21 protein-coding genes are annotated in these 24343 nt (G+C 55.3%); 11 read left to right on the top strand and 10 right to left on the bottom strand.

The window, feature by feature from the left end:
* Positions 1–69: 69 nt before the first annotated feature.
* The gene (locus ACZ46D_RS05605) at positions 70–933 is read right to left on the bottom strand and encodes a PHP domain-containing protein (protein WP_464929055.1); all 864 of its coding nucleotides are present in this window, start codon (positions 931–933) and stop codon (positions 70–72) included.
* Positions 934–1101: 168 nt separating this feature from the next.
* Here ACZ46D_RS05605 and ACZ46D_RS05600 point away from each other — a divergent pair, with 168 nt between their 5' ends.
* Entirely contained in the window at positions 1102–2184 is a 1083-nt protein-coding gene (locus ACZ46D_RS05600; protein ID WP_464929054.1) for a type IV pilus twitching motility protein PilT, read from the top strand.
* Between the two features lie 22 nt (positions 2185–2206).
* On the opposite strand, the gene ACZ46D_RS05595 is transcribed toward ACZ46D_RS05600, so the two are convergent.
* Positions 2207–4693 (bottom strand): DNA internalization-related competence protein ComEC/Rec2, encoded by a 2487-nt coding sequence (locus tag ACZ46D_RS05595; RefSeq protein WP_464929053.1) that lies wholly within the window; start codon positions 4691–4693, stop codon positions 2207–2209.
* Positions 4694–4800: 107 nt separating this feature from the next.
* Positions 4801–6153 carry a sigma-70 family RNA polymerase sigma factor gene (locus tag ACZ46D_RS05590; RefSeq protein WP_464929052.1) on the bottom strand — a complete coding sequence of 451 codons (1353 nt, stop codon included), beginning with the start codon at positions 6151–6153 and terminating at the stop codon, positions 4801–4803.
* A gap of 620 nt (positions 6154–6773) precedes the next feature.
* Between ACZ46D_RS05590 and rho the strand changes: the two genes are divergently transcribed.
* The 5 genes from rho (at position 6774) to murA (ending at position 11763) form a co-directional block, all read left to right on the top strand.
* Positions 6774–8033, top strand: a complete 1260-nt coding sequence (gene rho / locus ACZ46D_RS05585) for a transcription termination factor Rho (RefSeq protein WP_464929051.1) — start codon at positions 6774–6776, stop codon at positions 8031–8033.
* A gap of 141 nt (positions 8034–8174) precedes the next feature.
* The gene (rpmE, locus tag ACZ46D_RS05580; protein WP_464929050.1) at positions 8175–8387 is read left to right on the top strand and encodes a 50S ribosomal protein L31; all 213 of its coding nucleotides are present in this window, start codon (positions 8175–8177) and stop codon (positions 8385–8387) included.
* A 90-nt stretch (positions 8388–8477) separates the two neighbouring features.
* Positions 8478–9545 (top strand): peptide chain release factor 1, encoded by a 1068-nt coding sequence (gene prfA, locus ACZ46D_RS05575; protein ID WP_464929255.1) that lies wholly within the window; start codon positions 8478–8480, stop codon positions 9543–9545.
* A gap of 54 nt (positions 9546–9599) precedes the next feature.
* On the top strand, positions 9600–10457 hold the full coding sequence (prmC, locus tag ACZ46D_RS05570; RefSeq protein WP_464929049.1) for a peptide chain release factor N(5)-glutamine methyltransferase: 858 nt from the start codon (positions 9600–9602) through the stop codon (positions 10455–10457).
* Positions 10458–10506: 49 nt separating this feature from the next.
* The gene (murA, locus tag ACZ46D_RS05565; RefSeq protein ID WP_464929048.1) at positions 10507–11763 is read left to right on the top strand and encodes a UDP-N-acetylglucosamine 1-carboxyvinyltransferase; all 1257 of its coding nucleotides are present in this window, start codon (positions 10507–10509) and stop codon (positions 11761–11763) included.
* Positions 11764–11956: 193 nt separating this feature from the next.
* On the opposite strand, the gene ACZ46D_RS05560 is transcribed toward murA, so the two are convergent.
* Positions 11957–13753: an ATP-binding protein gene (locus tag ACZ46D_RS05560; protein WP_464929047.1), complete on the bottom strand. Its 1797-nt coding sequence runs from the start codon at positions 13751–13753 to the stop codon at positions 11957–11959.
* Positions 13754–14151: 398 nt separating this feature from the next.
* On the opposite strand from ACZ46D_RS05560, the gene ACZ46D_RS05555 reads away from it, so the two are divergent.
* Positions 14152–14577 carry a periplasmic heavy metal sensor gene (locus ACZ46D_RS05555; protein WP_464929046.1) on the top strand — a complete coding sequence of 142 codons (426 nt, stop codon included), beginning with the start codon at positions 14152–14154 and terminating at the stop codon, positions 14575–14577.
* Positions 14578–14704: 127 nt separating this feature from the next.
* Here ACZ46D_RS05555 and ACZ46D_RS05550 read toward each other — a convergent pair whose 3' ends face one another.
* Positions 14705–15055, bottom strand: coding sequence for a hypothetical protein (locus tag ACZ46D_RS05550; protein ID WP_464929045.1), 351 nt, complete (start codon positions 15053–15055; stop codon positions 14705–14707).
* Between the two features lie 120 nt (positions 15056–15175).
* On the opposite strand from ACZ46D_RS05550, the gene ACZ46D_RS05545 reads away from it, so the two are divergent.
* A complete protein-coding gene (locus ACZ46D_RS05545) occupies positions 15176–16168 on the top strand; it encodes a DUF3108 domain-containing protein (RefSeq protein WP_464929044.1) in 993 nt (330 codons plus the stop codon).
* Here ACZ46D_RS05545 and ACZ46D_RS05540 read toward each other — a convergent pair.
* The 4 genes from ACZ46D_RS05540 to tsaD are packed head-to-tail and all read right to left on the bottom strand — an operon-like array spanning position 16116 to position 19723.
* Positions 16116–17279, bottom strand: coding sequence for an iron-containing alcohol dehydrogenase (locus ACZ46D_RS05540; protein WP_464929043.1), 1164 nt, complete (start codon positions 17277–17279; stop codon positions 16116–16118). The two genes, ACZ46D_RS05545 and ACZ46D_RS05540, sit on opposite strands and share 53 nt — an antisense overlap.
* 6 nt (positions 17280–17285) lie before the next feature.
* Complete coding sequence (rsmA, locus tag ACZ46D_RS05535; protein WP_464929042.1) at positions 17286–18155, bottom strand: 16S rRNA (adenine(1518)-N(6)/adenine(1519)-N(6))-dimethyltransferase RsmA; 870 nt, start codon at positions 18153–18155, stop codon at positions 17286–17288.
* Positions 18156–18161: 6 nt separating this feature from the next.
* Positions 18162–18662: a DUF2062 domain-containing protein gene (locus ACZ46D_RS05530; RefSeq protein ID WP_464929041.1), complete on the bottom strand. Its 501-nt coding sequence runs from the start codon at positions 18660–18662 to the stop codon at positions 18162–18164.
* A complete protein-coding gene (gene tsaD / locus ACZ46D_RS05525) occupies positions 18659–19723 on the bottom strand; it encodes a tRNA (adenosine(37)-N6)-threonylcarbamoyltransferase complex transferase subunit TsaD (RefSeq protein WP_464929040.1) in 1065 nt (354 codons plus the stop codon). The genes ACZ46D_RS05530 and tsaD overlap by 4 nt, the downstream gene beginning before the upstream one ends.
* Positions 19724–19955: 232 nt before the next feature.
* On the opposite strand from tsaD, the gene moaA reads away from it, so the two are divergent.
* Complete coding sequence (moaA, locus tag ACZ46D_RS05520; RefSeq protein WP_464929039.1) at positions 19956–21041, top strand: GTP 3',8-cyclase MoaA; 1086 nt, start codon at positions 19956–19958, stop codon at positions 21039–21041.
* 56 nt (positions 21042–21097) lie between these two features.
* On the opposite strand, the gene pheA is transcribed toward moaA, so the two are convergent.
* Positions 21098–22186, bottom strand: coding sequence for a prephenate dehydratase (gene pheA / locus ACZ46D_RS05515; protein WP_464929038.1), 1089 nt, complete (start codon positions 22184–22186; stop codon positions 21098–21100).
* A gap of 337 nt (positions 22187–22523) precedes the next feature.
* Between pheA and ACZ46D_RS05510 the strand changes: the two genes are divergently transcribed.
* Complete coding sequence (locus ACZ46D_RS05510; protein ID WP_464929037.1) at positions 22524–23123, top strand: CBS domain-containing protein; 600 nt, start codon at positions 22524–22526, stop codon at positions 23121–23123.
* A gap of 45 nt (positions 23124–23168) precedes the next feature.
* The gene (locus tag ACZ46D_RS05505; protein ID WP_464929036.1) at positions 23169–24338 is read left to right on the top strand and encodes a homocysteine biosynthesis protein; all 1170 of its coding nucleotides are present in this window, start codon (positions 23169–23171) and stop codon (positions 24336–24338) included.
* Positions 24339–24343: the final 5 nt, after the last annotated feature.

Here is a 24343-nt window from a genome sequence, read left to right as displayed (position 1 = left end):
CAATCCTGTTTCTTGGCAAAAAAGGCGAGTCGGGTCTTGAAGAATAGGTTTTGCGCGGGCTGGGGCCGTTTACTTGTGGGCCCCAGCACTGGTTGCCAGCCTTTGCTTGATATCATGCAGGAGTTTGATGGGGACACGGATGGTTTTGGTGTTGCCGCCCAGGGGAGTGACCGAGTGCGTGTCGCCATGGTAATCCGTGCCGCCGCTGAGGAGCAGGCCGTGTTTTGCGGCAAGCGCCTGCAGGAGGCGGCATACCTTTTGGGAATGGGTGGGGTAGAAGGCTTCCAGCCCTGCCAATCCGGAATCTTTGAGCTGGGCAACAAGGGTGGTGATTTTTTCAAGGCCCGGGTCCGAGCAGGCCGGATGGGCGAGCACCGCCAGACCGTTGGCTTCGGTGATGTGGCTGATTACTTCGTCTGCCTGGGGTTTGACATGTTCGACAAAGGCCGGACAGCCGCGCTTGAGGAAACGGGCGAAGGCGTCCTGGCTATTTTTGGCCCGGCCTTTTCGGACAAGCAGGCGGGCGAAGTGGGGGCGGCCCACCTGGTCTCCGGCAATCCGGGTCAGCTCTTCGCTGGTTATGGAGATGCCCAGTGCTTGGAGACGCGCCAGCATCCCCTGGTTGCGGTTGTGTCGGGCCTGTTGTTGTTTTTTTAGAAAGGCGAGAAAGTCGGGGTGTTCGTGGTTGAAGCCGTAGCCCAGAATATGGAGGGAAACCCCGTCGAGGTCGCTACTTATCTCTATGCCCGTGACAACCTCAACCCCGGTGACTGTGCCGTGGGCAATAGCTTCGGGAAGCCCCGCGACGGTGTCATGGTCGGTGAGGGCGATGGCCGCAAGCCCTCGGCGGGCGGCAAGAGTCAGCAAGGCCGTTGGCGTCAGCAGCCCGTCCGAACAGGTTGAGTGGGTATGCAGATCGATGAATGGCGTCATTTTTCAGGGAGATTATTTGCCCATGGCCTTATTTTTTTGCGTGGAGTAATTTTGTACGAATCTATATACTAACACTACTGGTGCATAAATGCTGTACGGATGCGTCCTCCTTTCCCGGGCTTATCCCTCCAAGAGACCTTCAACCGGCTGATTACAGGAGTTTTTTGCATGGCTCAGATCGATGCTTTTTTTAAACTGATGAACGAACAGGGCGCTTCGGACCTGCATATGGTTTCCGGGCAGCAGCCTATCCTCCGTATCCGGGGCGAGATGGAGCGGGTCAAGTACAAGGTGCTTGGCAACGATGAGCTCAAGGCCATGCTCTATGAGATTGTTTCCGAGGAAAAGGTCAAGGTTTTCGAGGAGACCGGCGATGTGGATTTCGGTTATGAGATTGCCGGGCTTGCCCGTTACCGCGGCAACTTATTCATGCAGAAATACGGGATCGGCGCAGTGTTCCGTGAGATTCCCAGCAATATCCTGGGCTGCGATCAGTTGGGTCTGCCCCAGGTTGTTTCGCAGCTCGCCACCCTGCCCAAGGGAATGGTTCTGGTCACCGGCCCCACCGGCAGCGGCAAGTCGACCACCCTGGCCGCCATTGTCGATCAAGCCAACAAGCTCCGGAAAGACCATATCCTGACCATCGAAGATCCCATCGAGTTCGTGCACAAGAGCCAGAACTGCATCGTCAATCATCGGGAGGTGGGGCTGCACACCCAGTCTTTTTCCGCAGCCCTGCGCGGCGCACTCCGTGAAGACCCGGACATCATCATGGTCGGTGAAATGCGCGATCTGGAAACCATTGCCCTGGCCATGGAAGCGGCCATGACCGGCCATCTGGTCTTCGGCACCCTGCACACCCTGAACGCCAACAAGACCGTGGACAGGATCATCGAAATTTTCCCCTCCAGCCAGCAGGCCCAGGTCCGTTCCACCCTGGCCGATGCCTTGAAGGCCGTGGTTTCCCAGACCCTGTTCAAGCGGGTGGACATCAAGGGGCGCTGCGCCGCGCTGGAGATACTGATCTGCACCCCGGCGGTGCGGAACCTGATTCGCGAGGGCAAGACCTATCAGATCCCCTCTGCAATGCAGACCGGGAAAAAATTCGGGATGCAGACCCTGGATGACGCGATCATGGAGTTGATCAAAAAAGGCTGGATTTCCGGAGATGACGCCTACATAAACTGCATTGACAAGAGCAAGTTTGTCCAGTTTCTCAAAAAGCCCCCCACGGATTTCACCGATGCCTAAAGGCAGATTGCTGCTCGTCGGCTCACAAGGGTTCCGGCGAACCATTGGTGGTTCGGTACGGCTGGGCGGTTATGGTTTTGCCGTCAGAAAGGAAAAAGATACTGCCATGCCGGGCCGTGGAAAAGATGTCGGCCCTGGAGTCCCGATACTGCGCTGGGGGAAATGGTTCTTTTTTGCCCGTTGACACCACGCAGTAACGTGGCGTAACGGCCTCCATGAACCGGGGGCTGCCAGAGGAGCCAAGGCCATGGTGGGGCATCAGGAGAACATCGGCCTTGAGCAGGTTTTCCTTTGCTAAGATGTATTCTTCGTAGTCCTTTTCGATATCCCCAGGAAAAAGAAAGGTGTTGCCGCCGTTGTCCAGGCGCAGGACGAGCCCCCTGTTGTTCGGGTTGTCTGGCATTGCTTTCTTGCTCGCCATCTGGTCTTTGCCTTCGACAAGGGCCAGATTTGCCAGGCAGGTGATGGCAAAGCCATTGCTCCCGGTGGCAAGCACTTCCCCCGCTCTGGCAATCCGCACCTGGCAACCACTCTGTTCCGCTCCATGTAGAAAAGCGGCAAAGCCTGGTTCCTGGCCGCTGGTTTCGCTGAGCCAGAGAATCTTTGGCTGAAATCTTTTGATGACCCAGGGTAGGCCGTTAAAATGATCGGCATGGCTATGAGTGAGGATAATCTGTTCCACCCTTCTGATCTGTCGGTGCCATAAAAATGGTGCGATTACCCGTTCCCCTACATTGAAAAGTCCGGTGGGTGGGCCGCCGCCGTCGATGAGGATGACGCGGTGGTCGGGTTGTTCCACGACCGTGGCGCTACCGCTTCCCACGGCCAAAAAAGAGATCTGGGTCGAGTTGTTATGCCACTTCGGCAGCGACGGATAGCCGGAAAGTAGTAGGGAAAAACAGGCAAGCATGGCCAGAATGGGAAGCGTACGCCTGCTATGGAAAATCAGGAGAAGGAGCGCATAGGAAAGGATCAACAGGGGCATGGCCGGCGTGGGGAGCCAGAGGGAGGAGAATGGCAATCCGGCAAGAAAGGCGGTCAAGGCGTTGGAAATCTGGATGCCAAGGGCACCTGTTTTTAAAAGAAATACCGCGAGCGTGGGGACAAACGGCTGGGTGAGAATGGCCATCAGGCCCAAGGGCAGTGTCCAGAAGCAGAGAAAAGGTGTGACCAGCAGGGTGGTGATGGGGCCCAGCGGGGAAAGTCTGTTGAAGTGGAGCAGGGAGAGCGGGGCGGTGGCGAGAAAAGCGGCGCAGGAGATGAATAGCCCTGAAATGAGGAGGTAGCGCAGGGTTTGCCAGGGAGAGCGGTTGTCCTTCTGGGGGTGCCAGGCAGCGAGGCGGGGCATGGCGAGTACTATTGCCGCGGTGGCTGCAAAGGAGAGCTGGAAGGAGGCGGTGTGGATGCTGAGCGGGTTGAGCAGGAGGATGCAGAAAGCGGCAATGGCAAGGTTGTTCAGGCTTGACCACTGGCGATCCAGGAGAATGGCAGTGATGAAAACGGTGGTCATGATCAGGGATCGCGCCACCGGGGGCTGAAAACCGGCAAAGCCGGTGTAGAGAAAGAGCACGGGAAACGAGAGAGCCAAGGCGATCTTGTTTGCGGGCAAGCGGAGCAGCAGCCAAGGGAAGCGGTTGACCAGAAAACGGAAGAAAACCGTGGTCAGGAAAGCCACGACAACGAGATGGCTCCCTGAAATGGCCAGGATGTGCATGATGCCGGTTGCCCGGTACATCTCCGCGATCTCAGATGAAAGGCCGCTGCTGTCGCCAATGAGGAGCGCCTGGTACAGCCCGGCGGTGGCCGGGGCAAGGTTCGCATAAAGAAAGGCCTCGAATTGCTGCCGGCATCTCTCAAGAAAATAGGGGGCCGGCAGGGGAAGGCGGCTGGCGGCCAGGGGGGAGATGGGCTGGATGAAAATGGGGGTGGCAACCCAGCCTTTGACCATGATTTCTTCGGCGGCAAGATATCCGGCATAATCAAAGGCGCCAGGGGTTGCCAGCTTTTCCGGCAGGGAAAGCCGGGCGCGCACCAAATAATCCTGGCCGGGCACGAGCCCTTGGAGCAGCGGGGCGTTGATCGTGAGTGTAATGCGGCCTGTTGTTGCAAGGGGGGCTTGGGCCGAAGGGAGCAGGATGCTGTCCGTTTCGAGAATGAGATAGGTTTTTTCATTCTTGAAAACAGGTTTTTGGATCAATTTCCCAGTCAGGCTGGCATCCTGCTTCTCCGGGATAAGGCGCGTGAGATGATGGGGGGGGAATTTAGGTGAGAGAAACGATTCTGTGTACAGCAAGCCGCAGAGAAAGAACAGGGGGAGCAGCAGGGCCAGGAGCCAGGCTTGTGCCTGTGGCCATCGGAGCAGGATGAGGGCTGCCAAAGCTGCGATCAGGGCGGTCGGCAGCCAGAGAGAAGTGACGGTCGGCAGCCAGTCGGCTCCTGCGGTCATTGTTCCCGCGGCAAAGGCCAGGAGCGTCGGCAGGAGCGGGTTGCGGTCTGTCTGGGGCAGCATGTGTCTTGTCTGCGGCCTTCCGGCTGGAAAAAATTCAGCAAACGTTGGCTGGTCTCATTGTTCGGCGTGTTGTCGCAGTCGCCAAGTGAAAAATGAAACCGGTATTCTCAGTCGAGAAAATGTTTGAGTTTTTCCCGTCTACTTGAATGCCGCAACCGATTGAGCGCTTTTTTCTCGATCTGCCGGATGCGTTCCCGCGACACGTTGAACCGCTTGCCGATCTCTTCCAGGGTGTATTCCGCGTCTTCGCCAATGCCGAAGCGCAACCGGATGATCTTTTCTTCCCGGGTGCTCAGGGTATTGAGGATGCTGGTAACCCGATCGGAGAGTTGCTGGTTCTGCACAGCCTCGTAAGGCGAAACCGATTCCTGGTTTTCCAGGAAATCTCCCAGGGTGGAGTCGTCATCGCCCACCGGGGTTTCCAGAGAGATGGGTTCCCGGGAGGCCTCCAGGATGGCGAGGATCTTGTCCATCGGCAACCCGGTTTTCTCGGAAATTTCAATGGGGGTCGGCTCGCGGCCCAGCTCCTTGAGGAGCGAGTAAAACGCCTTGAAGAATTGACTCCTGAGCTCCAGGAAATGCACCGGCAGCCGGATGGTTCTGGTTTTGTCCAGGATGGCCCTGGTGATCGCCTGTCTGATCCACCAGCTGGCATAGGTGCTGAATTTGTTGCCCTTGGTGTAGTCAAAACGGAACACGGCCCGCATCAGGCCGAGATTGCCTTCCTGGATGAGGTCGGCCAGGGTGAGACCCTGGTGCATGTAGCGCTTGGCGATACTGACCACCAGGCGGAGATTGGCCTTGATCATGGCATCCTTGGCAATCTCGATGGAGCGGTGGAACATCTCCAGCTTGCAATGCATTTCCTGGAGTTTTTTGTTGGTAGGATGCATCTCGCAAGCCTTGACAATCGCGCGCATCATGAAGTTGAGATGCTGCTTTTTAGGCTTCAGGGTCGGGTCACGTTTTTCCCACAGGTCAATGCGTTCAACAAGTTGGATCAGCTCCTCGGTCCCATGCTGATCCTGGCGAACCGAACGGATTATCCCGTCAAATCCCTCGCGGATGGTTTTGCTGTATTTCTCTTCTTCCTGCGGGGTGAGCAGTTCGAACTTCCCCATCTCCCGGAGGTAGGTGGTGGTTGTTTCTTCCGGTTCCGGGCTATCCTCCTTGGAAACAAGGGCGGCGGCGTCCATGAGCTTGTCGTCGTCATCGTCAAGGGGGGGCTCTTCGTGCTGGCCATCCCCGCTACCTTCCCAGCTCTTGCCATCGAGGGTTTTTTTCTTGCCGGATTTCTCCTGGCTGACTATTTCGATATTATTCTCATTGAGAAAATCGAAAATACCGTCAATGGCATCAGCGTCTTTTCCTTCCGGAATCAGGTCGTTCAGGAAGCTGAGGGTTACGCATCCCTCATCTTTTCCGGCTTCGAGTAATCTGGCTTTTATATCGGCAGGCACGGGCTAACCTCTCCTGGTTTCAAAGTTTTCTTTCTGTTGCGGGCAAATACCGGTCCTCTATATGACCGGGGCAGAAAACTTGACAATATACAAATAGTATCAGAATATGGCAAGGAAAAGTGAGTAAAAAAATAATTACTGGTTTTTTTGTGGTGGGGCTAAATTTTCGAAAAAAATGTTGACACTGAGGAGATTAGCCAATAGTATTGCGCATCGCATACGAGAAAATCATGTGCATATTCCTTCCTTAAATTACATAAGACCAAAATAATCCGAGAATATATATCAGCCTCCTAATTCAAATTCTCGAAAAACAACCTGTTCAATTTCACATTCACATATTGCTCTCTGTAAAATTTCCGCATCGTCAAAAAACGCCAGGCATTTCCGTCCGCTAGATCGTGGCCGTTTTCCTGATATTATCGTAATTCTGCGGAAACATTTCAAGATTTTTCATTTCAGATTTTTTCTGTTGTGATGGGGCGGGCGTGAACATCCTGCTGTTCCCGTTTTCTCATCATGTCTGATTTGAATTCTTTTTTTAAGATTGCCTGGGGCCGTCGCGGTTCAAACTCTACATTATATCAGAGCAGTATACGGGAGATGGAGAAAGGGATTGTATGAACTTATCTGAACTTAAATTGATGAAAATCACCGAGCTGACCAAGCTCGCCAAGGATTACCGGATTGAAGAATACAGCGCCATGCGCAAGCAGGAGCTGATTTTCGCCATCCTGCAGGCCGCTGGCGGGCAGTCCGAAAAAAACGGCGAGAACTGGGGCAGCGGCGTGCTTGAGGTGCTGCCCGATGGGTTCGGTTTTCTGCGGGCGCCGTATTACAATTATCTGCCTGGGCCTGATGACATCTATGTTTCCCCTTCCCAAATCCGGCGGCTTAATCTTCGCACCGGTGATACCATTGAGGGTCCGGTCCGTACTCCCAAGGAAGGTGAGCGCTATTTTGCCCTGCTCAAGGTGGATAGTGTCAACTTTGATCCGCCGGAAAAGGCCCGGGACAAAACTCTGTTTTCCAACCTTACCCCGTTGCATCCCCAGGAGCGCATACATCTTGAACGGGAGTCGGACAATTACTCCATGCGAATCATGGACATCATGTCGCCCATTGGCAAGGGCCAGCGCGGCCTGATTGTCGCCCCGCCCAGAACCGGCAAGACCGTGTTGATCAAGGATATCGCCAACAGCATTACCAAAAACCACAAAGAGATCATCCTCATTGTTCTGCTCATCGACGAACGGCCTGAGGAAGTCACCGACATGGCAAGGGGTGTCGATGCCGAGGTGATCAGTTCCACCTTCGATGAGCCACCCCAGCGGCATATCCAGGTGGCCGAGATGGTCCTCGACAAGGCCCGCCGTCTGGTGGAGCACAAGAAGGATGTGGTTATCCTGCTGGACAGCATTACCCGTCTGGCCCGGGCTTACAACACGGTGGTGCCGCCCAGCGGTAAGATTCTTTCCGGCGGTGTTGATTCTAACGCCCTGCATCGCCCGAAGCGGTTTTTTGGTGCGGCGCGGAATATTGAAGAGGGGGGCAGTCTGACCATTCTTGCCTCGGCCCTGATCGAAACCGGTAGCCGGATGGATGAAGTTATTTTCGAGGAGTTCAAGGGCACCGGCAACATGGAGCTTGTCCTCGACCGGAAGATCGCGGACCGGAGAATATTTCCTGCCATCGATATGGCCAAATCCGGAACCCGGAAGGAAGAGCTCTTGCTTACGGCGGAAGAGTTGAACAAGGTTTGGATTTTGCGCAAACTCCTGGGTTCCATGAACCCCATCGATGCCATGGAGTTTTTCCGGGATAAGATGAAGGGAACCCGCTCCAACGCCGAATTTTTTGAGTCCATGAAAGGCGGTTGATTTTGGCTGTTCCGCAATTCAGGCTTGCAAAAAAAAGAATATAAAGATATAGTCCACTGTTTTTTACTCGTTTGGTCGAAAAATGAGCCCGTCAGGGCCGTGTATAATGGATTTTTGTTAATTTATTGGAGGGTTCTGTCCATGAAAGAAGGTGTACATCCCGAATATCATAAAATCGATGCCGTCTGTGCCTGTGGCAATGCAGTTGAACTTGGTTCGGTTCTTTCTGCAATAAAAGTGGAAATCTGTTCAGCCTGCCATCCGTTTTTCACCGGCAAGCAAAAGCTGATTGACTCTGCGGGCCGGATTGAGAAGTTCAATAAGAAATATGGCAAGCAGCAAGCAGCCGAATAAGAACAACGTTTTGTGGGTCTTGATAACGCCTTTGGACCATCCCTGTAAGGGGAGATGGCTCAGGGGCGTTCCTTTTTTGACGAGATGATCATGTTTGCCCAACTTGAAAATGTTGCAGAACGCAAGCTGGCTCTTGAGGCCAGACTTTCAGAGCCGCAGTTGGCAAGTGATCAAGCCGAATTTCGCCGGGTGGCCAAAGAGCATGCACATTTGGCAAAACTTGATGATCTGTACAACAACTACAAGAAGGTAAATAAGGAGATCGCGGAAAATCGTCTTCTGCTTCAGGAAGAAGACGACGGCGAGCTCCGCGAGCTTGTCCGGGCTGACCTTGCAGAGCTGGAAATCAGCCAGGAAGAATTGATCAAGGCGCTTCGGGTTGCCCTACTCCCCAAGGATCCCAATGACGATAAAAACACCCTTCTTGAGATCAGGGCCGGCACCGGTGGGGACGAGGCGGCGCTGTTTGTCAGCGACCTGTTCAGGATGTACAGCAGGTATGCCGAGCAACAGGGGTGGAAGGTTGAGGTGATGACCAGTAACCCCACCGGGATCGGGGGGTTCAAGGAAATCATCGCCTTGATCAGCGGCGAGCATGTCTACAGCAAATTAAAGTATGAATCCGGGGCCCATCGTGTCCAGCGTGTTCCCGAGACCGAAACCCAGGGACGGATTCATACCTCCGCCGTTACCGTGGCGGTTATGCCCGAGGCGGAAGAGGTTGAGCTTGATATCAGCCCCAATGACCTGCGGTTCGATGTCTACCGTTCCACCGGTTCCGGCGGGCAGAGCGTCAATACCACCGATTCGGCGGTGCGGGTCACCCATCTGCCCACCGGGCTGGTGGTGACCTGTCAGGATGAAAAATCCCAGCACAAAAACAAGGCCAAGGCCCTGCAGGTTCTCCGTGCCCGGCTTCTCGACAAGATGCAGCGCGAACAGGACGAGAAGATGTCTGCGGACCGCAAGAGCCAGGTGGGCAGCGGCGACCGGAGTGAACGCATTCGAACCTATAATTTCCCGCAGGGCAGGGTCAGCGATCACCGGATCAATCTCACCCTGTACCAGCTTGATGAAATCCTCACGGGAAAGCTTGACGACCTCATCGACCCCCTCATTGTCCATTTTCAAACAGAAGCCTTGCAGATCATGCAATAAAATGTGCTCCGTGGACCCAGTCTCCCGCTTTTCACCGGCTCGAAAAATCCGCCCATGATTCTCAAACAGGTATATCTTGAGAGCGTCCAGCGCCTCGCCGATACCGGCGTAGCAGAGCCGGAAGTCGAAGCAGCGCTTTTGCTGGGGCATGTCTTGAGTTATTCCCGAACCCAGTTTTTCCTTGCGTTGGCGCAAGAAATCTCTCCGCAGTACCTAGCCTTTTTTAATACCCTTCTTTCCCGGCGTCTCTTGAGGGAACCATTGGCCTACATCATTGGTGAGCAGGAATTCTGGTCGTTGCCCTTTGCGGTTTCTCGCCAGGTTCTCATTCCCCGTCCCGAGACCGAGGAGCTTTTGGGAAAAATTTTTGCCACCGCGCGCCAGGAGGGCCTGCCGCCGGGCCCGGTGCTGGATCTGGGCGTCGGCAGTGGCGCGATCACCGTTGTTCTGGCCCGCGAACTCCCGGAACGTCTGGTGTTTGGGGTTGATCTTTCTCTGGCCGCCCTGAAAGTTGCCAGGGAAAATAGCGTTCGGCATCAGGTACAGTCGAGAATTTTTTTAGTAAACAGCGACTGGTTGACCGCCATCAAGCAGGAAAGAAGGTTTGCCCTGGTTGTCTCCAATCCACCTTACATAGCCGCATCGGTATTGGACACTCTGGAGCCGGAGGTGCGGGATTTCGAGCCCCATCGTGCCCTGAATGGAGGGGCTGACGGTCTCTCCGATATCCGGGCGTTGGCGGCGCAAGTGCACCGCGTAATGCTGTCCGGCGGCTTGTTTTCCATGGAGATCGGTGCGGATCAGCAGGAGGCGGTGCTGAAAATCTTTTCTTCCTTTCCCGAATATGATAGGTTGCAGGTCCATCCTGATCTGGCTGGTTTGCCGCGTATTTTCCAGGCCCGTCGCTGCTGAGCCGTAACGCCGCATTTTTTCCGCGATTTTTTTAATAAGAGAGAACTTTATGGACAAGATAGTTATTGAAGGTGGATATCCCCTGCATGGTGAAATTGCGGTGAGCGGCGCCAAAAATGCGGCCCTGCCGCTGATGGCCGCCTGTCTGCTGAGCGCTGAACCGATCATCTTGCGCAATGTGCCGGATCTTCGGGATGTCCGGACCTTTCTTACCCTGCTCGAATCTTTCGGGGTCAAGTGGCAGAAAGACGGGACGGTGCTGGTACTGGATGCGGGCACCATCACCAGTTGCGAGGCCTCCTATGAGCTGGTCAAGACCATGCGAGCCTCGGTGTTGGTTTTGGGACCTCTTTTGGCCAGGATGGGTACGGCCCGGGTTTCCCTGCCCGGAGGCTGCGCCATCGGCGCCCGGCCCATCAATTTTCATCTCCAGGGCTTGGAAAAACTCGGTTCCCAATATGAATTGAGCCAGGGGTATGTCGAGGCCAAGGCGGTGGGCAGATTGCAGGGAGGCACCGTCTGTTTCGATATCCCTTCGGTCACCGGGACGGAGAATATCCTCATGGCCGCGACCCTGGCCGAGGGCGTCACCGTGATCAAGAACGCAGCCCGTGAGCCGGAGATCGGGAACCTTGTCGATCTGCTCATTGCCATGGGGGCGCGGATCAAGGGCAAGGATTCCGACACCCTGGTGGTGGAGGGGGTGAAGAAATTGCACGGCGCCGAGATGGAGGTCATCCCCGACCGCATCGAGGCCGGAACCTATCTTATCGCCGTCGGCGCGGTTGGTGGCGAGGCCACGGTGACGCAGTGCAACCCGCAGCATCTGCCGGCCTTGTTGGAAAAATTACGGGCCGCTGGGTTGTCGGTTCAGGAGGATCAGGACCGTATTCATGTCGCCCGTAAGGGGCCCCTTAGGAGCGTGGATATCAAGACCATGCCCTATCCCGGATTCCCAACCGATCTCCAGGCCCAGATCATGGCGTTGATGACCTTGAGCGATGGCCTGAGCGTGATTGCCGAGACTATCTTCGAGAACCGTTTTATGCATGTGGCCGAACTGCACCGCATGGGAGCGGACATCAAGGTGGATGGTCACAGCGCCATCGTCACCGGCACAGGCCGGTTGAGCGGGGCGCCGGTGATGGCCACGGATCTGCGGGCCAGCGCTTCTCTGGTGATCGCGGCCCTTGCTGCCGAGGGGGAAACACATATTTCCCGGGTCTATCATCTGGATCGGGGCTATGACAACCTGGTTGGCAAACTCTCTGCGGCCGGGGCTCGCATCCGGCGCGAAAAAGAGTGATTCATCTGTAAACGCGAAGCAGCACTGCATCTGCTTCGCAGTCTCGCTGTGCTCGCTTAGCTGTCATCGGCCTGCTCATGTGCGCTCGCACTCGTTGCGGGCCTCTTCCGCGCATCTGCGGCAGCAGCGAAGCGGCGCTGCTGCGCGTTTACAATTCAGGGATTGCGCCACGTTTTTTTCCCCTGGTGACCGCTTACCCCGGCAGGACAATGGTCACCGTAGTGCCGTCCCCTTCTGTGCTCGCGATTCTGATCGTGCCCCCGTGTTCGTCGATAATTTTGTAGACCATGGCCAATCCCAGGCCGGTACCCTCCGGTTTGGTCGTGAAATACGGATCCATGACCCGTTCCAGATTATCCGCCGCTATTCCGCAGCCCGTGTCCCGCACGCTTATCTCAATGGTGTCTGGCCGGGCTCCCTCCCGCACCGCCACTCGTAATTCCCCGCCGTGCTCCATGGCCTGCAGGCTGTTGAGATAGAGGTTCAGCAGCACCTGATTGAGGCGGTCCTTGTCCAGGCGCACTTGTTTGCGTGCCAGGGCTATCTCCTGGTGCACGGTAACGCCCAGTTCCTTGGCGTCACTCTGGATAAGCTTGAGGGATGCCGCGATAAACGGTTCGATCTCCACTTCGGCGATGGTCAGCGGGAGAGGGCGGGCGTAAGTGAGCAGTTCGGTGATGCTGCGGTTGAGCCGTTCCACCTCGTTGATCAACAATCTGGCAGCCTCCCCCTCCTCACTTTGAGCGGGAAAACGGGAGCCAAGCAGGGTGGCGAAACCCTTAATGGAACTCAGCGGGTTTCTCACCTCATGGGCAACGCCGGCGGCCATCTTGCCCAGGGCGACAAGGCGGTCATGCCGCCGGACCTGGGATTCGAGTTTTTTGATCTCCGTGACATCGTACATGAGCGTGACCCTGCCGATGGTATTGCTTTGCCCATCGGTGATGGGCACGGAGCTGATATGCAGGTGGTTGGGCGCGGGAGAATCCGGGGGCAGAAGGATCTCTCTGTCGAGGACCTCCTCGTCCTGGGCGATAACTTGCGGGATGTGCGGCAAGACTGCGGTCTGAAGATGGCCAATGGCCTGTTCCGGGGTTTTGCCGGTGAATTTTGCCGCGGTGCTGTTGAAGGTCTGGATATGTCCTTCGGCATTGGTGGCGATGATGCCCACGGGCAAACGGGAAATAAGCAAGTCGGTAAAGGCCCGCATATTCATGAGGGTTTTTTGGGATGACCGGTAGCTTTGCGCGGTGAGCAAGGCGATCCAGCCGCCAATCGCCACCAGCAGCATGGCGATGGACATGTATATCATGTGGTACCGGTCCTGCTGGATAATCTTATCCTGTTCCGTCATATCGAGGCCGACAACAATAGAGAGGTTTTCCCCGGGCAGCCAGGTGTCTTTGCCTGAAAAAGATTGGCAGGCCGCCGGGTTTTCCATGTTTTCCCTGACATGGCTGTCCGGTTGTCCTGCCTGCTGCATGGCCTGCATGTGTCTCTTGAAAAAATACCCGCGTCCGCGCATGAACGGTTTGAATGGCGCGACAACTTCAAAGACCTTCTGCTTCGTTCCCTGGTCGCTGATGATCTGGTATTTGCCGATGGGGGCAAGTTGGGTATCAGTGAGCAGGGGATGGTCGAGGTCGGTGTCCACCAGATCGGGGGTGCTGTGCGCCACGATCTTACCGGCACTGTTGGCCACGGCGATATAGAGAATACTCGATTCGCCCGCAGCCTGTTCGATCAGATGCTGAAATTGTTGGGCGTTGGGGGTGCCCATCATCATCGAGGCCCTGGTGCCTGCGCCGATAAAACGGATTATGGCTTGTCCTTTATTGAAAAGACTTTCAGTCATGATCCGTTTTTCCCGCTGCAGGTTATTGGCCGCGAAGAAAAAAACAATGGCAATGAGCATGCCTATGGCAGTGGCCAGAATCCAGGGGGAGGCATAGGCAAATGGGGAGGTAACTATTTTTGTCTTTTTTTTCATGACGCCTTATCCAGGGGAGAAATCTTTGTCGGCATGGAGAGTCTGCTCGTCTCTATGAAACCATTATTATGTTGCACAAGCAATTATTGTTCCTTGTCTGTTTCACTCCTGAAAATGCAGCCACCATGCCACATATTCATCTCCTTGGCCGGTGGAGAATTTCCAGTTGGGTAAAAAATAGCCAATCAGCCCCTTGGTGCTTGGATAAAAAGTATCCAGCCAGCATCATCAGACATGCTTCCCCAAGAGTCCCTATCTTTTTGTTTAAATAAAAACCTGTTATTTCGGGAAGTTGTATTTTGTTCGGTTGTTGGCATGGTTGTTGTAATAAGAACAGGATACACAGAGAAACCATTGCAACCCATTCAATTCAACACCAAATGTTCTGGAGGCACACAATGAAAAAGACACTACTTGCAGTTGCCGCAATTGCCCTGATTGGTTTGGCCGGATATCAGCTTGCCGAGGCGCAACCCTGGGGAGGCGGACCAGGCATGGGGCCAGGCTGTGCAATGATGGGCGGCCCTGGGCAAGGTCAAGGGCAGATGAGCGAAGAGACCTTGAAAGCCAGGGAGAAATTTTTTAACGAGACAACAGATCTGCGCAAGAAGATGTTTTCCAAGAAAACCGAGCTGGACGCGGTCATGAGCGGGGAAAAGCCGGACGAGAAAAAAGCGGCAAGACTCTCCGAGGAGTTGTTTGATCTCCGTGGCCAGATGCACAAGAAAGCTCAGGATGCAGGCCTGGCCCAAGCCGGTTTCGGGTGTGGCGGCCCTGGCATGGGTATGGGCTCCGGCCCCCATCATCGTTCCTGTCGCTGGTAAGATGCGCTGATCGTTTTTTTCTTTGGGTGTTTGGGTGGGCTTCCCTGTTGAAGCCCACCTATTTTTTTGACTGCGAGCCAGGGTGTTGCGCAAAACATGCCCTGCATGCCCTAATACGCAGGGCATGTCAGTTGATTTTTGTGGTTTGCCGCTCCAGATGGTATTCTGCTTCCCGCCTCATGTCGTTGAGCAATGCCAGCCTGGCGGATTCGACCTTTTCGTATGGAAGATCAAGCAACAGGGCGATGTCGGAGATTTCGATTCCTCCTCCGAAATGTTCTTCTGCGATGATGATTTTGAGAAAATCTTCTTTGACAAAAGACTGTATCTCCTGACTGATATCAACCATGGTATTGCAGGCATGGTCATATGTCCGGCCTTGGGACAGCTCTTCCCGCATTTTTTTCACAGCCCGTTCGTATTCCCTGTGCATGACGGCAGAAAATTGTCCATACTGTTTTCTGTTGGTAAAGGACATGATCTTTTCTCTGTTTTTTAGCGCTAAGGGCTGACTCTGCTTTGTTGGCTTGCTCTGGCAACGGTGTTATTATAATTGTGTATCACAGAAAAGTTAGGTGAAAACAGCAAAAAAACGAGGATGAACAATCACGCGGCTCGGTTGGCGCAACCGGGAAACCTTTTTGACGAGGCTTTCGTGCGGATAATGGCGACAAGGAATATTTGTAACCTTCAGGTGGGCATGGTTCTTTTTTGTATCGTATCTTGCTCGTTTTTTTCTTCCCTTTCCTGGGGCGAGGAACTTCTTGATGCCGAGGGTTTCCTTGTTGTGCGTGCTCTGTCCCCACGCGCAACCGAGATGGCAAATCCTGGAACCAAACCGGATGAGGCGCTGTTGCAAACCGCCTATGCTGGTGGAGAGACCTTGCGCTATAAGGTGAGTTGGCTTGGCATAACGGCGGGCGAACTCGTCATGCAAGTCAGCAAAATTGCCGACCGCCAGGAAACATTTGCCCTTGACGTGACTGCCAGGAGCGCTGGGCTGCTTGCGGTATTCTACCCGGTGGAGGATCAGTTCCGCACCATCGTGCAGGGGCCAATGCGCTTACCAATCCGTCATGAAATGCAGCAGAAGGAGGGGCGTCGCATTAACAGCAAGATTACCAAATATGACCAGGAGAAGTTTCGCGTGTCCCACCGTAAAAATGATGAGCCCGCTGATATATATCAGGTTGATGGCCCGATGCATAACGAGTTTTCCTCATTCTTCTTCATGCGGGCTTTGTCCTTTGTCGGGGAGGCCCCGATGGTCGTCCCTACTTTCGCCGATAAAAAGCGACATGAGGTGGTCGTCACCGTAGAGGGAAAGGAAGAGCAGGAAAGCGTGCTGGGAAAGAAAAATACCATCAAGGTTCAGCCGCATCTGAAATTCAAGGGGCTGTATGAAAAGATAGGCGATCCTCTTGTTTGGCTCACCGATGACGCCTGGCGGATTCCCACCAGGATTCAGGCGAAGATCGTCATCGGTTCCTTGACGGCGGAACTGGTTGAATACACAGGCCCGGCCGGAAAATTCGCCATCACAGACACTCCCAAAGAATTGCTTCGACAAGCTCCGGCGAATACCCCGTAAGTCGCCACAGGCGTGCCTGGGCCTGGGTGTTGGCGGCAAGGGCAGGGATATCTTGCTGCGAGAGGCCCAGGTCGGCAAGCGAGGTGGGGGCGGCAATTTTTTGCAACCATTGGCTGAAAAGACGTATCCCTTCCTGGGCCAGGAGCTGCTGGTCCGTCTTCTCCACCCCAAAAACATGGGTGGCAAACAGGGCCTGGCGGGCTGGGTTTTTCCTGGCGGCAAAGGCCATGGCTCCGGGCAGGATTGCCGCGAGTCCGGCGCCGTGGGGGATATCGTGCAGTCCGCTGAGGGAGTGTTCGATCAGGTGGCAGGGAAATCCGACCCGGCCCAGACCTGCGGCGCTGATGCCGTTTAAGGCCAGAGCGCTTGCCCACATGAGTTCGGCGCGGCTCTGATAATCCTCGGGGTTGGCCAAGGCTGCCTCGCAGGCGGCCATCAGGGTTTTCATGAGTCCGGCGCTGTAATGATCCTGCAAGGGGGAAAAGGACTCTTCCCGGTTCAAGTAAAACTCAAGCAGATGGCTGAAGGCGTCCACTGCCCCGAAGGCGGTGGTGGATGGCGGAACGCTGAAGGTGACGGTGGGGTCCAGGATGGCGATGCTGGGAAAAAGGTGTCGGTTGCCGATGCCGATCTTCTGACTGGTTGCTTCATTGGTGAGCACCATGCCGTTGTTTGTTTCCGACCCCGAGCCGGCGACCGTGGGCACGGCGACAACCGGCAGGGCTGCCTTGATGCTTTTTTTTCCCTTGAAAAAACCCCAGACATCATGATTTGCCAAGGTTCCGGCGGCAATGGCCTTGGCGCTGTCAATGACGCTGCCGCCTCCCACGGCGACAATAACCCCGACCCCGTTTTTTCGCACCAGGGTAATGCCTTGTTGGACGTGGCTTACAATGGGATTCGGCTGTACCCCCTCGTGTTCGATAACCTCAATTCCGGCCTGGCGCAAGGAATGAAGGACCGCCTGGTAAACGCCAATTTTCTTCAGGTTCTCTCTGCCGGTGACCAGCAAGGCCTTGGTGCCGACGGATGCGGTCTGCTCGCCTGTCTGGCCAAGGGCGCCTCGACCGAAGATGATCTTGGTCGGGTTGTGGAAAACAAAGTCGCGCATGGCGGATCAGCTTGGGGGGCAGCCGGTCACGGCGTTGGTCAGGCGGACAAAATCTTCAATGGTCAGTCGCTCCGCCCGGGTTTCCGGGTTGATCCCCGATTGCGTCAGCAGGGCGGAGATTTGCTCCCGGGACAACCCGTTGATCATGCCGGCGCTCAAGGAATTGCGCAGAGTCTTGCGCCGCTGGCCAAAGGCGGCATTGACGATGCGCCGGAGCAGTTTCCGGTCATGGGGAGGAATCTGCGCCACCCGTGGAGGCACCGGGCGGAAAGTGATCCGCACCACCACCGAATCAACCTTGGGACGCGGATGGAACTGGCCGGGTCCTACCTGCATGATGGTTTGCACCGAGGCGCAATCGGCGAGCAGGACGGAGAGCACCCCGTATTCCTTGGAGCCCACCGGGGCGGTGAGGCGCTGGCCTACCTCTTTTTGCAGCATGAGCACGGCCCAACTCAGGGATTCGTGGCTTTCGATGAGCTTGAAAAGAAGCAGGTTGGAGATGGAGTAGGGGAGGTTGGCCAGGATCTTCAGTGGGCCATTGGTCTGGGCGGCAAGTTCGGCAAAGTCGGCTTTGAGCAGATCTTGATGGATGAGGGTGACGTTGCCGGGCAGAGACTGGTGCTCCTGGTGGTAGGCAACGATCCCGGCATCAAGCTCCAGGCCGATTACCTGTCTGACCCGTTCGGCCAGGGGCAGGGTCAGGGATCCCAGGCCCACCCCAAGCTCCAGAACAGAATCTTCTTGGGTCACGCCCGAGAGCTCGACAATGCGTTCCGCTGTTTGGCGGTGGACCAGGAAATTCTGCCCCAGTTTTTTGCTGGGGGCCAGCTGGTGCGAGGTCAGGATTTTTTTTATGGGCAGATCGTTGCTCATGGGGTCTCATTTAAGGAAGTGTTTTTCCTGTCTCTTTTTGCGGAGAGCGCGGAAGAATTTGAAAGAAAGAAGGTAGCCGGCGCAGGTAAACGGGATTGCCAGCAGGATTCCGCCGACCAGCATGACCGCAACCGCCTCAAGACCCAGTTGTCCGAGGATGGCAAGGTTTTGGGTAAAGCCTGCGTCAGAGGCAAACAACCCCAGCAGACCATGTATCCGCTCCCAGGAAAGACGCCCGGGAAGCAGCCAGTTTCCCACCCGCCAGGAAAAATAATATTGTGGCAGCCAGGTGAGGGGATTGCTGATCGCCGTGGCCGCGATCAGGGCGGCAAGGATGTTTCCCCGGAGAATCCAGGCCAGGATGATGATCAGCGCGGTGTGCAGGGGGATGGTCGGGGTAATACCGACAAAGAGACCGATGGCCACACCCAGGGCCAGGGAATGCGGGTCGCCCTGCAGGCGGAGAAATTTCAGATAATAGTATTTTGCGGCGCGGTTGGGCTTCATGGTTCGGCACGGACTGCTGGCGGAGTCGGCGAACCTCCACCGGGAACAGGCCCAGGATGCAGGAACGGCGAGCGGGAATAGGCATCGGTGTCAAACGAGGTCGTGGCTTTTTCGGCAAAATGATAAAAGCCTGCCAGGGCGATCATCGCGGCATTATCGGTACACAGCTCCAGGGAGGGCATGAATATCCGGATGTTCTTTTCGGCGCCGAGGTTCTGGAGGGCGGCGCGCAATCGGGAGTTGGCTGCCACCCCCCCGGCTAGGGCGACGGTGGAGATTCCGTGCAGTTGCGCGGCCTTGAGCACTTTTTCGCACAGCACCTCCACCACCGCTTCCTGAAAAGAGGCGCAGACATCGGGGATGCTGAACGGTTCGTTTTTCTGCTGGCGCTGGTGGACATAATTGGCCACTGAGGTTTTTAGGCCGCTGAAACTGAAATCGAGACTGTCCGGAGCAAGCCAGGCGCGGGGGAAGGGGATCGCTGCGGGGTTTCCTTGCTCGGCCAACCGGCTGATCACCGGCCCGCCTGGATATTCCAGGCCAAGAATTTTGCCCACCTTGTCAAAGGCCTCCCCTGCCGCATCATCGCGGGTTCTGCCCAGGGGTTGGATGGCGGTGTGGCCCTGAACTAGGAAGATGCTGGAATGTCCGCCCGAGGCAACCAAGGCGATATAGGGAAATTCCGGCTGCTCCTTTTCCAGAAAAGGGGAGAGGAGATGGCCGACAATGTGGTCAACCCCCACATAGGGGATGCCTTTTACCGCGGAAATGGCTTTGGCAAAGGAAAGGCCGATGAGCAATGAGCCGACCAGGCCCGGCCCTTGGGTGACGGCCAGGCCATCCAGATCGTCCAGGGTTATCCCGGCCTGTTTCAGCGCCGTATCCACCACCGGATAGATGTTCTCCAGATGCTTCCGGGAGGCAAGCTCGGGAACCACCCCGCCGTAGGGGCTATGCACGGCCACCTGGGAGTTGATGATATTGCTCAGCAGGGTGTGGCCATCGCGCAGAACCGCTGCGGCGGTTTCATCGCAGGAGCTTTCAATGCCGAGGATGAGCATGAACGGTTTTTCCCAAGGTGAATTTTAAGAGGGGGAGTGCATAAATGACGATTGACGAATGCTTCCAGGCATCGTAGTCTGACGTCCTTCACTATGTAGCAGGAAAGCCGGAAAAAATCAAAGATTGATGCAGTCGGAGCGGACGATTTCAACCGGACAGCCGGGTGGGCGTCGGCCCAGGATGGTTTCCCCTGTTTGCATTTTCATTGTTAAAGATACACGTTATGAGAGCATGACGAGCATGACAACCAACCACGACCGATATGCAATAAAGCAACCGGCCGCTCCTGCCACTCCGTCGGAACCGGTTCTTTCCGGGCAAACCCAGGGCGAGCGTTTGACGGACATGTTTGCCCGTTCCATCAGTTATCTGCGGATTTCTCTTACCGACCACTGCAATCTTCGCTGTCAGTACTGCACGCCGCAGGAAGGGCAGATCAAGTTGGCCAACGAGGAGCTGCTCAGCTACGAGGAGATTCTCAGGGTCGTGCGCATTGCCGTTTCGCTTGGCATTGAGAAGGTCCGGCTGACCGGCGGTGAACCCCTGGTGCGGCGGGATGTGCTCTCCTTTATCAAGGCGCTGGCCAAAATTCCGGGCCTCACCGACATCCGTCTTACCACCAACGGTGTTTTGCTGGCCGATTATGCCGAGGCCTTGCAACAGGCCGGGATCAGCAAGCTGAATATTAGCCTCGACACCCTGCGTCCGGAGCGTTTCCAGCAGATTACCGGGGTTGACGCCTTTGCTCGGGTCTGGGCCGGGATCAGCAAGGCTAGAGAGCTTGGTTTTTCCCCGATCAAACTGAACGTCGTTGCCCTGAAGGGGATCAATGATGACGAGTTCATCGATTTTGCCCGACTGACCCTTACCGAGCCTCTCCAGATTCGTTTTATCGAGTTCATGCCCATTGGCGCTTCGGCCCTCTGTGACCAAGGAAAATACATCAGCTCCCAGGAAATCATGGAGCTTCTCAAGCCCTTGGGTCCACTTGCGCCGGTGGAGGCCAAGCGCATGGACGGGCCAGCTCGTATTTACCGGTTTGCCGGGGCTGTCGGCAGTGTCGGTTTTATCAGCCCCATCAGCCACCACTTCTGCGACCGGTGCAACCGCTTGCGGCTCACTTCGGAAGGCAGATTGCGGTCCTGTCTTTTATCCGACCAGGAAACCGATCTTAGGGAAAGGTTGCGCAGCGGGGCAGACGATGAAGAGATCAGGGAGCTTATTGTCGCAACTATCCTGAACAAGCCGAAAGGGCATTCCATTTCGGTGGATGACCGGGGAAGCTGCCATGGGCAGATGTCACGGATCGGGGGATAAATGAGGGGAGGAAGGGGTAAGGAATTGAGATGTTACCCCTTTGCTCTGTGCCTGCGTTACTCTTCCAGCCTGGGGTAGGACCCCAGCCATTCGAAATATGAGCAGATTTCTTTTAGTCTTTCGCAGCCATCCCTGACAATGTCATCCTCAAGATGGCCAAGCATGTCGATGAAAAACAGGTAACGGCCGGGTTCGTCCTTGACCGGACGGGATTCGATCCGGGTCAGGTTGATGGAGCGCTGGGCCAGGATGCTCAGGGCATCGTTTAAGGCGCCGGGCCGGTCTAGGAGGCTGACCAGGAGAGAGGTCTTGTCCTTGCCGCTTCGGGAGGGTGATTCCTTGCCGATGAGCAGGAAGCGGGTGGTGTTGCCCCGGTAATCCTCGATTCCCTTGACCACCGTCTGCAACTGGTAGGTCGTGATGGCCAGTGAGCTGGCAATGGCTGCCACGGTAGGGTCTTCCGCCGCCATTTTCGCGGCAACGCTGGTGGAAAAGACATCCTGGACCGTGACGTTGGGAAGATGTTTTTTCAGCCATTGCCGACACTGGGCAATGGGCTGCGGATGGGAAACCACCAGCTTGATGTCATCCATGTTGCCTGATTTATTGACCAGGTTCTGGATGATCGCCAGATTCAATTCCCCACAGATTTTGACATTATATTTGATGAAAGAATCCAGGGTCGAAGTGACCGCGCCTTCGATGGAGTTTTCCACCGGGACTATGCCGTATTGGGTTCTGCCCCGCTCAACCTCGTCGAATATGTCCTCAATGGTTTCCAGGGGGAGATACTTGGCGGAGTGTCCGAAGTATTTCACCCCGGCCAGATGGGAAAAGGTTGCTTCCGGCCCCAGGTAGGCGACTTCCACATTTTTTTGCGAGAGTCGGCAGGTGGTGATGATCTCGTGGAAGATGCTCAGGAGGGGTTGCTCGGGAAAGGCGCCGTTGTTTTCCGCGAGCAGACGTTCGAAAATCTGCCGCTCCCGCAACGGATCCCATTTGGCCTTGTTGTTCTGGTTCTTGAGCTCGCCGATTTTTTTGGCGCAGAGCAACCGTTTTTTGAGAAGCTCCAAGAACTGGCTGTCTATGGCGTCGATCTGTTGCCGGACATCGGCAAGGGTGAGGTCTTTTTTGTTTTTCATCATGAGATTGCCGGGCGTTGAGGGCTGTGTCTTGGGAACATATTTGCTGTATGCCCTATTCCGGGGCAAGGCTTTTGTGATTTCAGGCAATTGCCTTTGGGCACAGTGACTTTCTTAATCGTATCCAGGGAAAAATAAAAGGGAAAAAATTCTGCTTATCCACCAGGGGCTGTTTCTTCGCGGAAAGTCGCCAAGCAAGGGGATTAACTATTTGCTTCTCCGGGTGGATAATGTATAAACGTTTTAATGAGATATTCATGGCTTTGCTGTAACGGCAAGCCCTTATTGTGTCAGTCAGAGTGAGAGAAAATAAATTCGCAATCGCTTCCCAGGCCGAATTATGAAAGTAAAAAGCTGCATGCAAAAAGACCTGATCATCATCGGGAAAAATGCCTTGCTGCAAGAGGCCGGGGCGTTGATGAAAAAACATTCCATCCGTCATCTGCCGGTGGTGGAGGAGGAGCAGCTGGTCGGCTTTATAACGGAAAGCGATCTGCGGCAGTATTCGTTCCCTGCCCAAGAGAAAGATATCCAGGTGCATGAGGTGATGGTACTGAACCCCATTACCGTCAATATCAACGCCAGCATCGAAAAGGCCGCTCGCCTCATTCACGATTACAAGATCGGCGGGTTGCCGGTTCTTGATAAGAAAAAGCTGGTGGGGATCATCACCGCCATTGATTTGCTCTCGGCCTTCATCAACATGATGGGGTTGTTGCGGGACTCATCGCGGTTGGATGTTCTGGTCGGCAAGGTCGGCGGGGTCGAGGGCGTTACCAGGATCATTAAAGAGCACGGGTGTGAGATAATCAGCGTGGCAACGGAAAGCCATTCCTCCCGGCGGAAATTGTATTGCTTCAGGCTGGAGAAGGGTGAGTTGGATAAAGCGATTGAGGCCCTGGAAAATGCCGGCCACAAAGTTGTCTCGGTGGTGGATTAAGTCCCCTGGTCATGGCATGATTATTCCCGGGAAGGAGCGGGTTATATGAGCGAGTTCAAGGTTCAGAAAACATACGAAGAAATCAATGCCAAGATCAAGGCGGGGCAGGCCGTGGTGGTCACCGCCGAAGAGATGGTCGGCATTGTGAAAAAGCACGGCCCGGTGGAGGCGGCCAGAAAGGTGGACGTGGTCACCACCGGCACCTTCTCGCCCATGTGTTCTTCCGGGGCGTTTATCAATTTTGGCCACTCCAACCCCACCCACAAGGCGCTCAAGGTGTGGATGAACAATGTCCCTGCCTATGCCGGTCTTGCCGCCGTTGATGTCTATCTCGGGGCCACAGAGCCGACCGAGGATGATCCTTTGAATAAGGTTTTTCCTGGCGAATTTCTCTATGGCGGCGGCCATGTGCTTGAAGATTTGGTGGCCGGGAAAAAGGTGCTCCTGAAGTCGGTTGGCTATGGAACCGACTGCTATCCCAATAAAAATCTGGAAAAAGAGGTGACTCTTGCCGATTTGCCGTACGCGCTCCTGGTGAATCCCCGCAATTGTTATCAGAATTACAATTGCGCCATCAATCTTTCCGAGCGGACCATTTATACCTACATGGGCACCCTGAAACCCCAGGTTAAAAATGCGACTTTTTGCAGCGCCGGTGAGTTGAGCCCCCTGCATAACGATCCTTTTTATAAGACCATTGGTCTGGGAACGAGGATATTTTTAGGCGGCGGAATCGGTTATGTGACCTGGCACGGCAGTCAGCATAACCCCAAAGCCCTGCGTTCGGAAAACGGCACCACCAGAAGGGCGGCCGGCACCATGATGGTGCAGGGAGACATGAAGCAGATGTCTGCCCGCTGGCTCAAGGGCGTGAGTATGCAGGGCTACGGCAGTTCCCTGGCCGTGGGCATCGGGGTGCCGATTCCCATCCTCAATGAGGAGATGGCCGCCTATACCGGGGTTTCAGATGCGGAGATCTTTACCCAGATTGTTGATTATTCCTATGACTATTCCCATGGTGTGGCGCGCAACTATGGCGAGGTCAGCTATGCACAGCTGAAAAGCGGTCAGATCGAGGTGAATGGCAAGATGGTGCCCACCGCACCCCTCTCCAGTGTGGTGCGGGCTCGGGAAATTGCCGAGACTCTCAAGGAGTGGATAAAAGCAGGCAAGTTTTTTCTTGAAAAGCCGATCCAAACCATGCCGTCAGAGTAAGTGCG

Source organism: Thiovibrio sp. Mzg5 (genome assembly GCF_055379285.1).
This window is presented reverse-complemented; position numbering and strand designations above follow the sequence as displayed.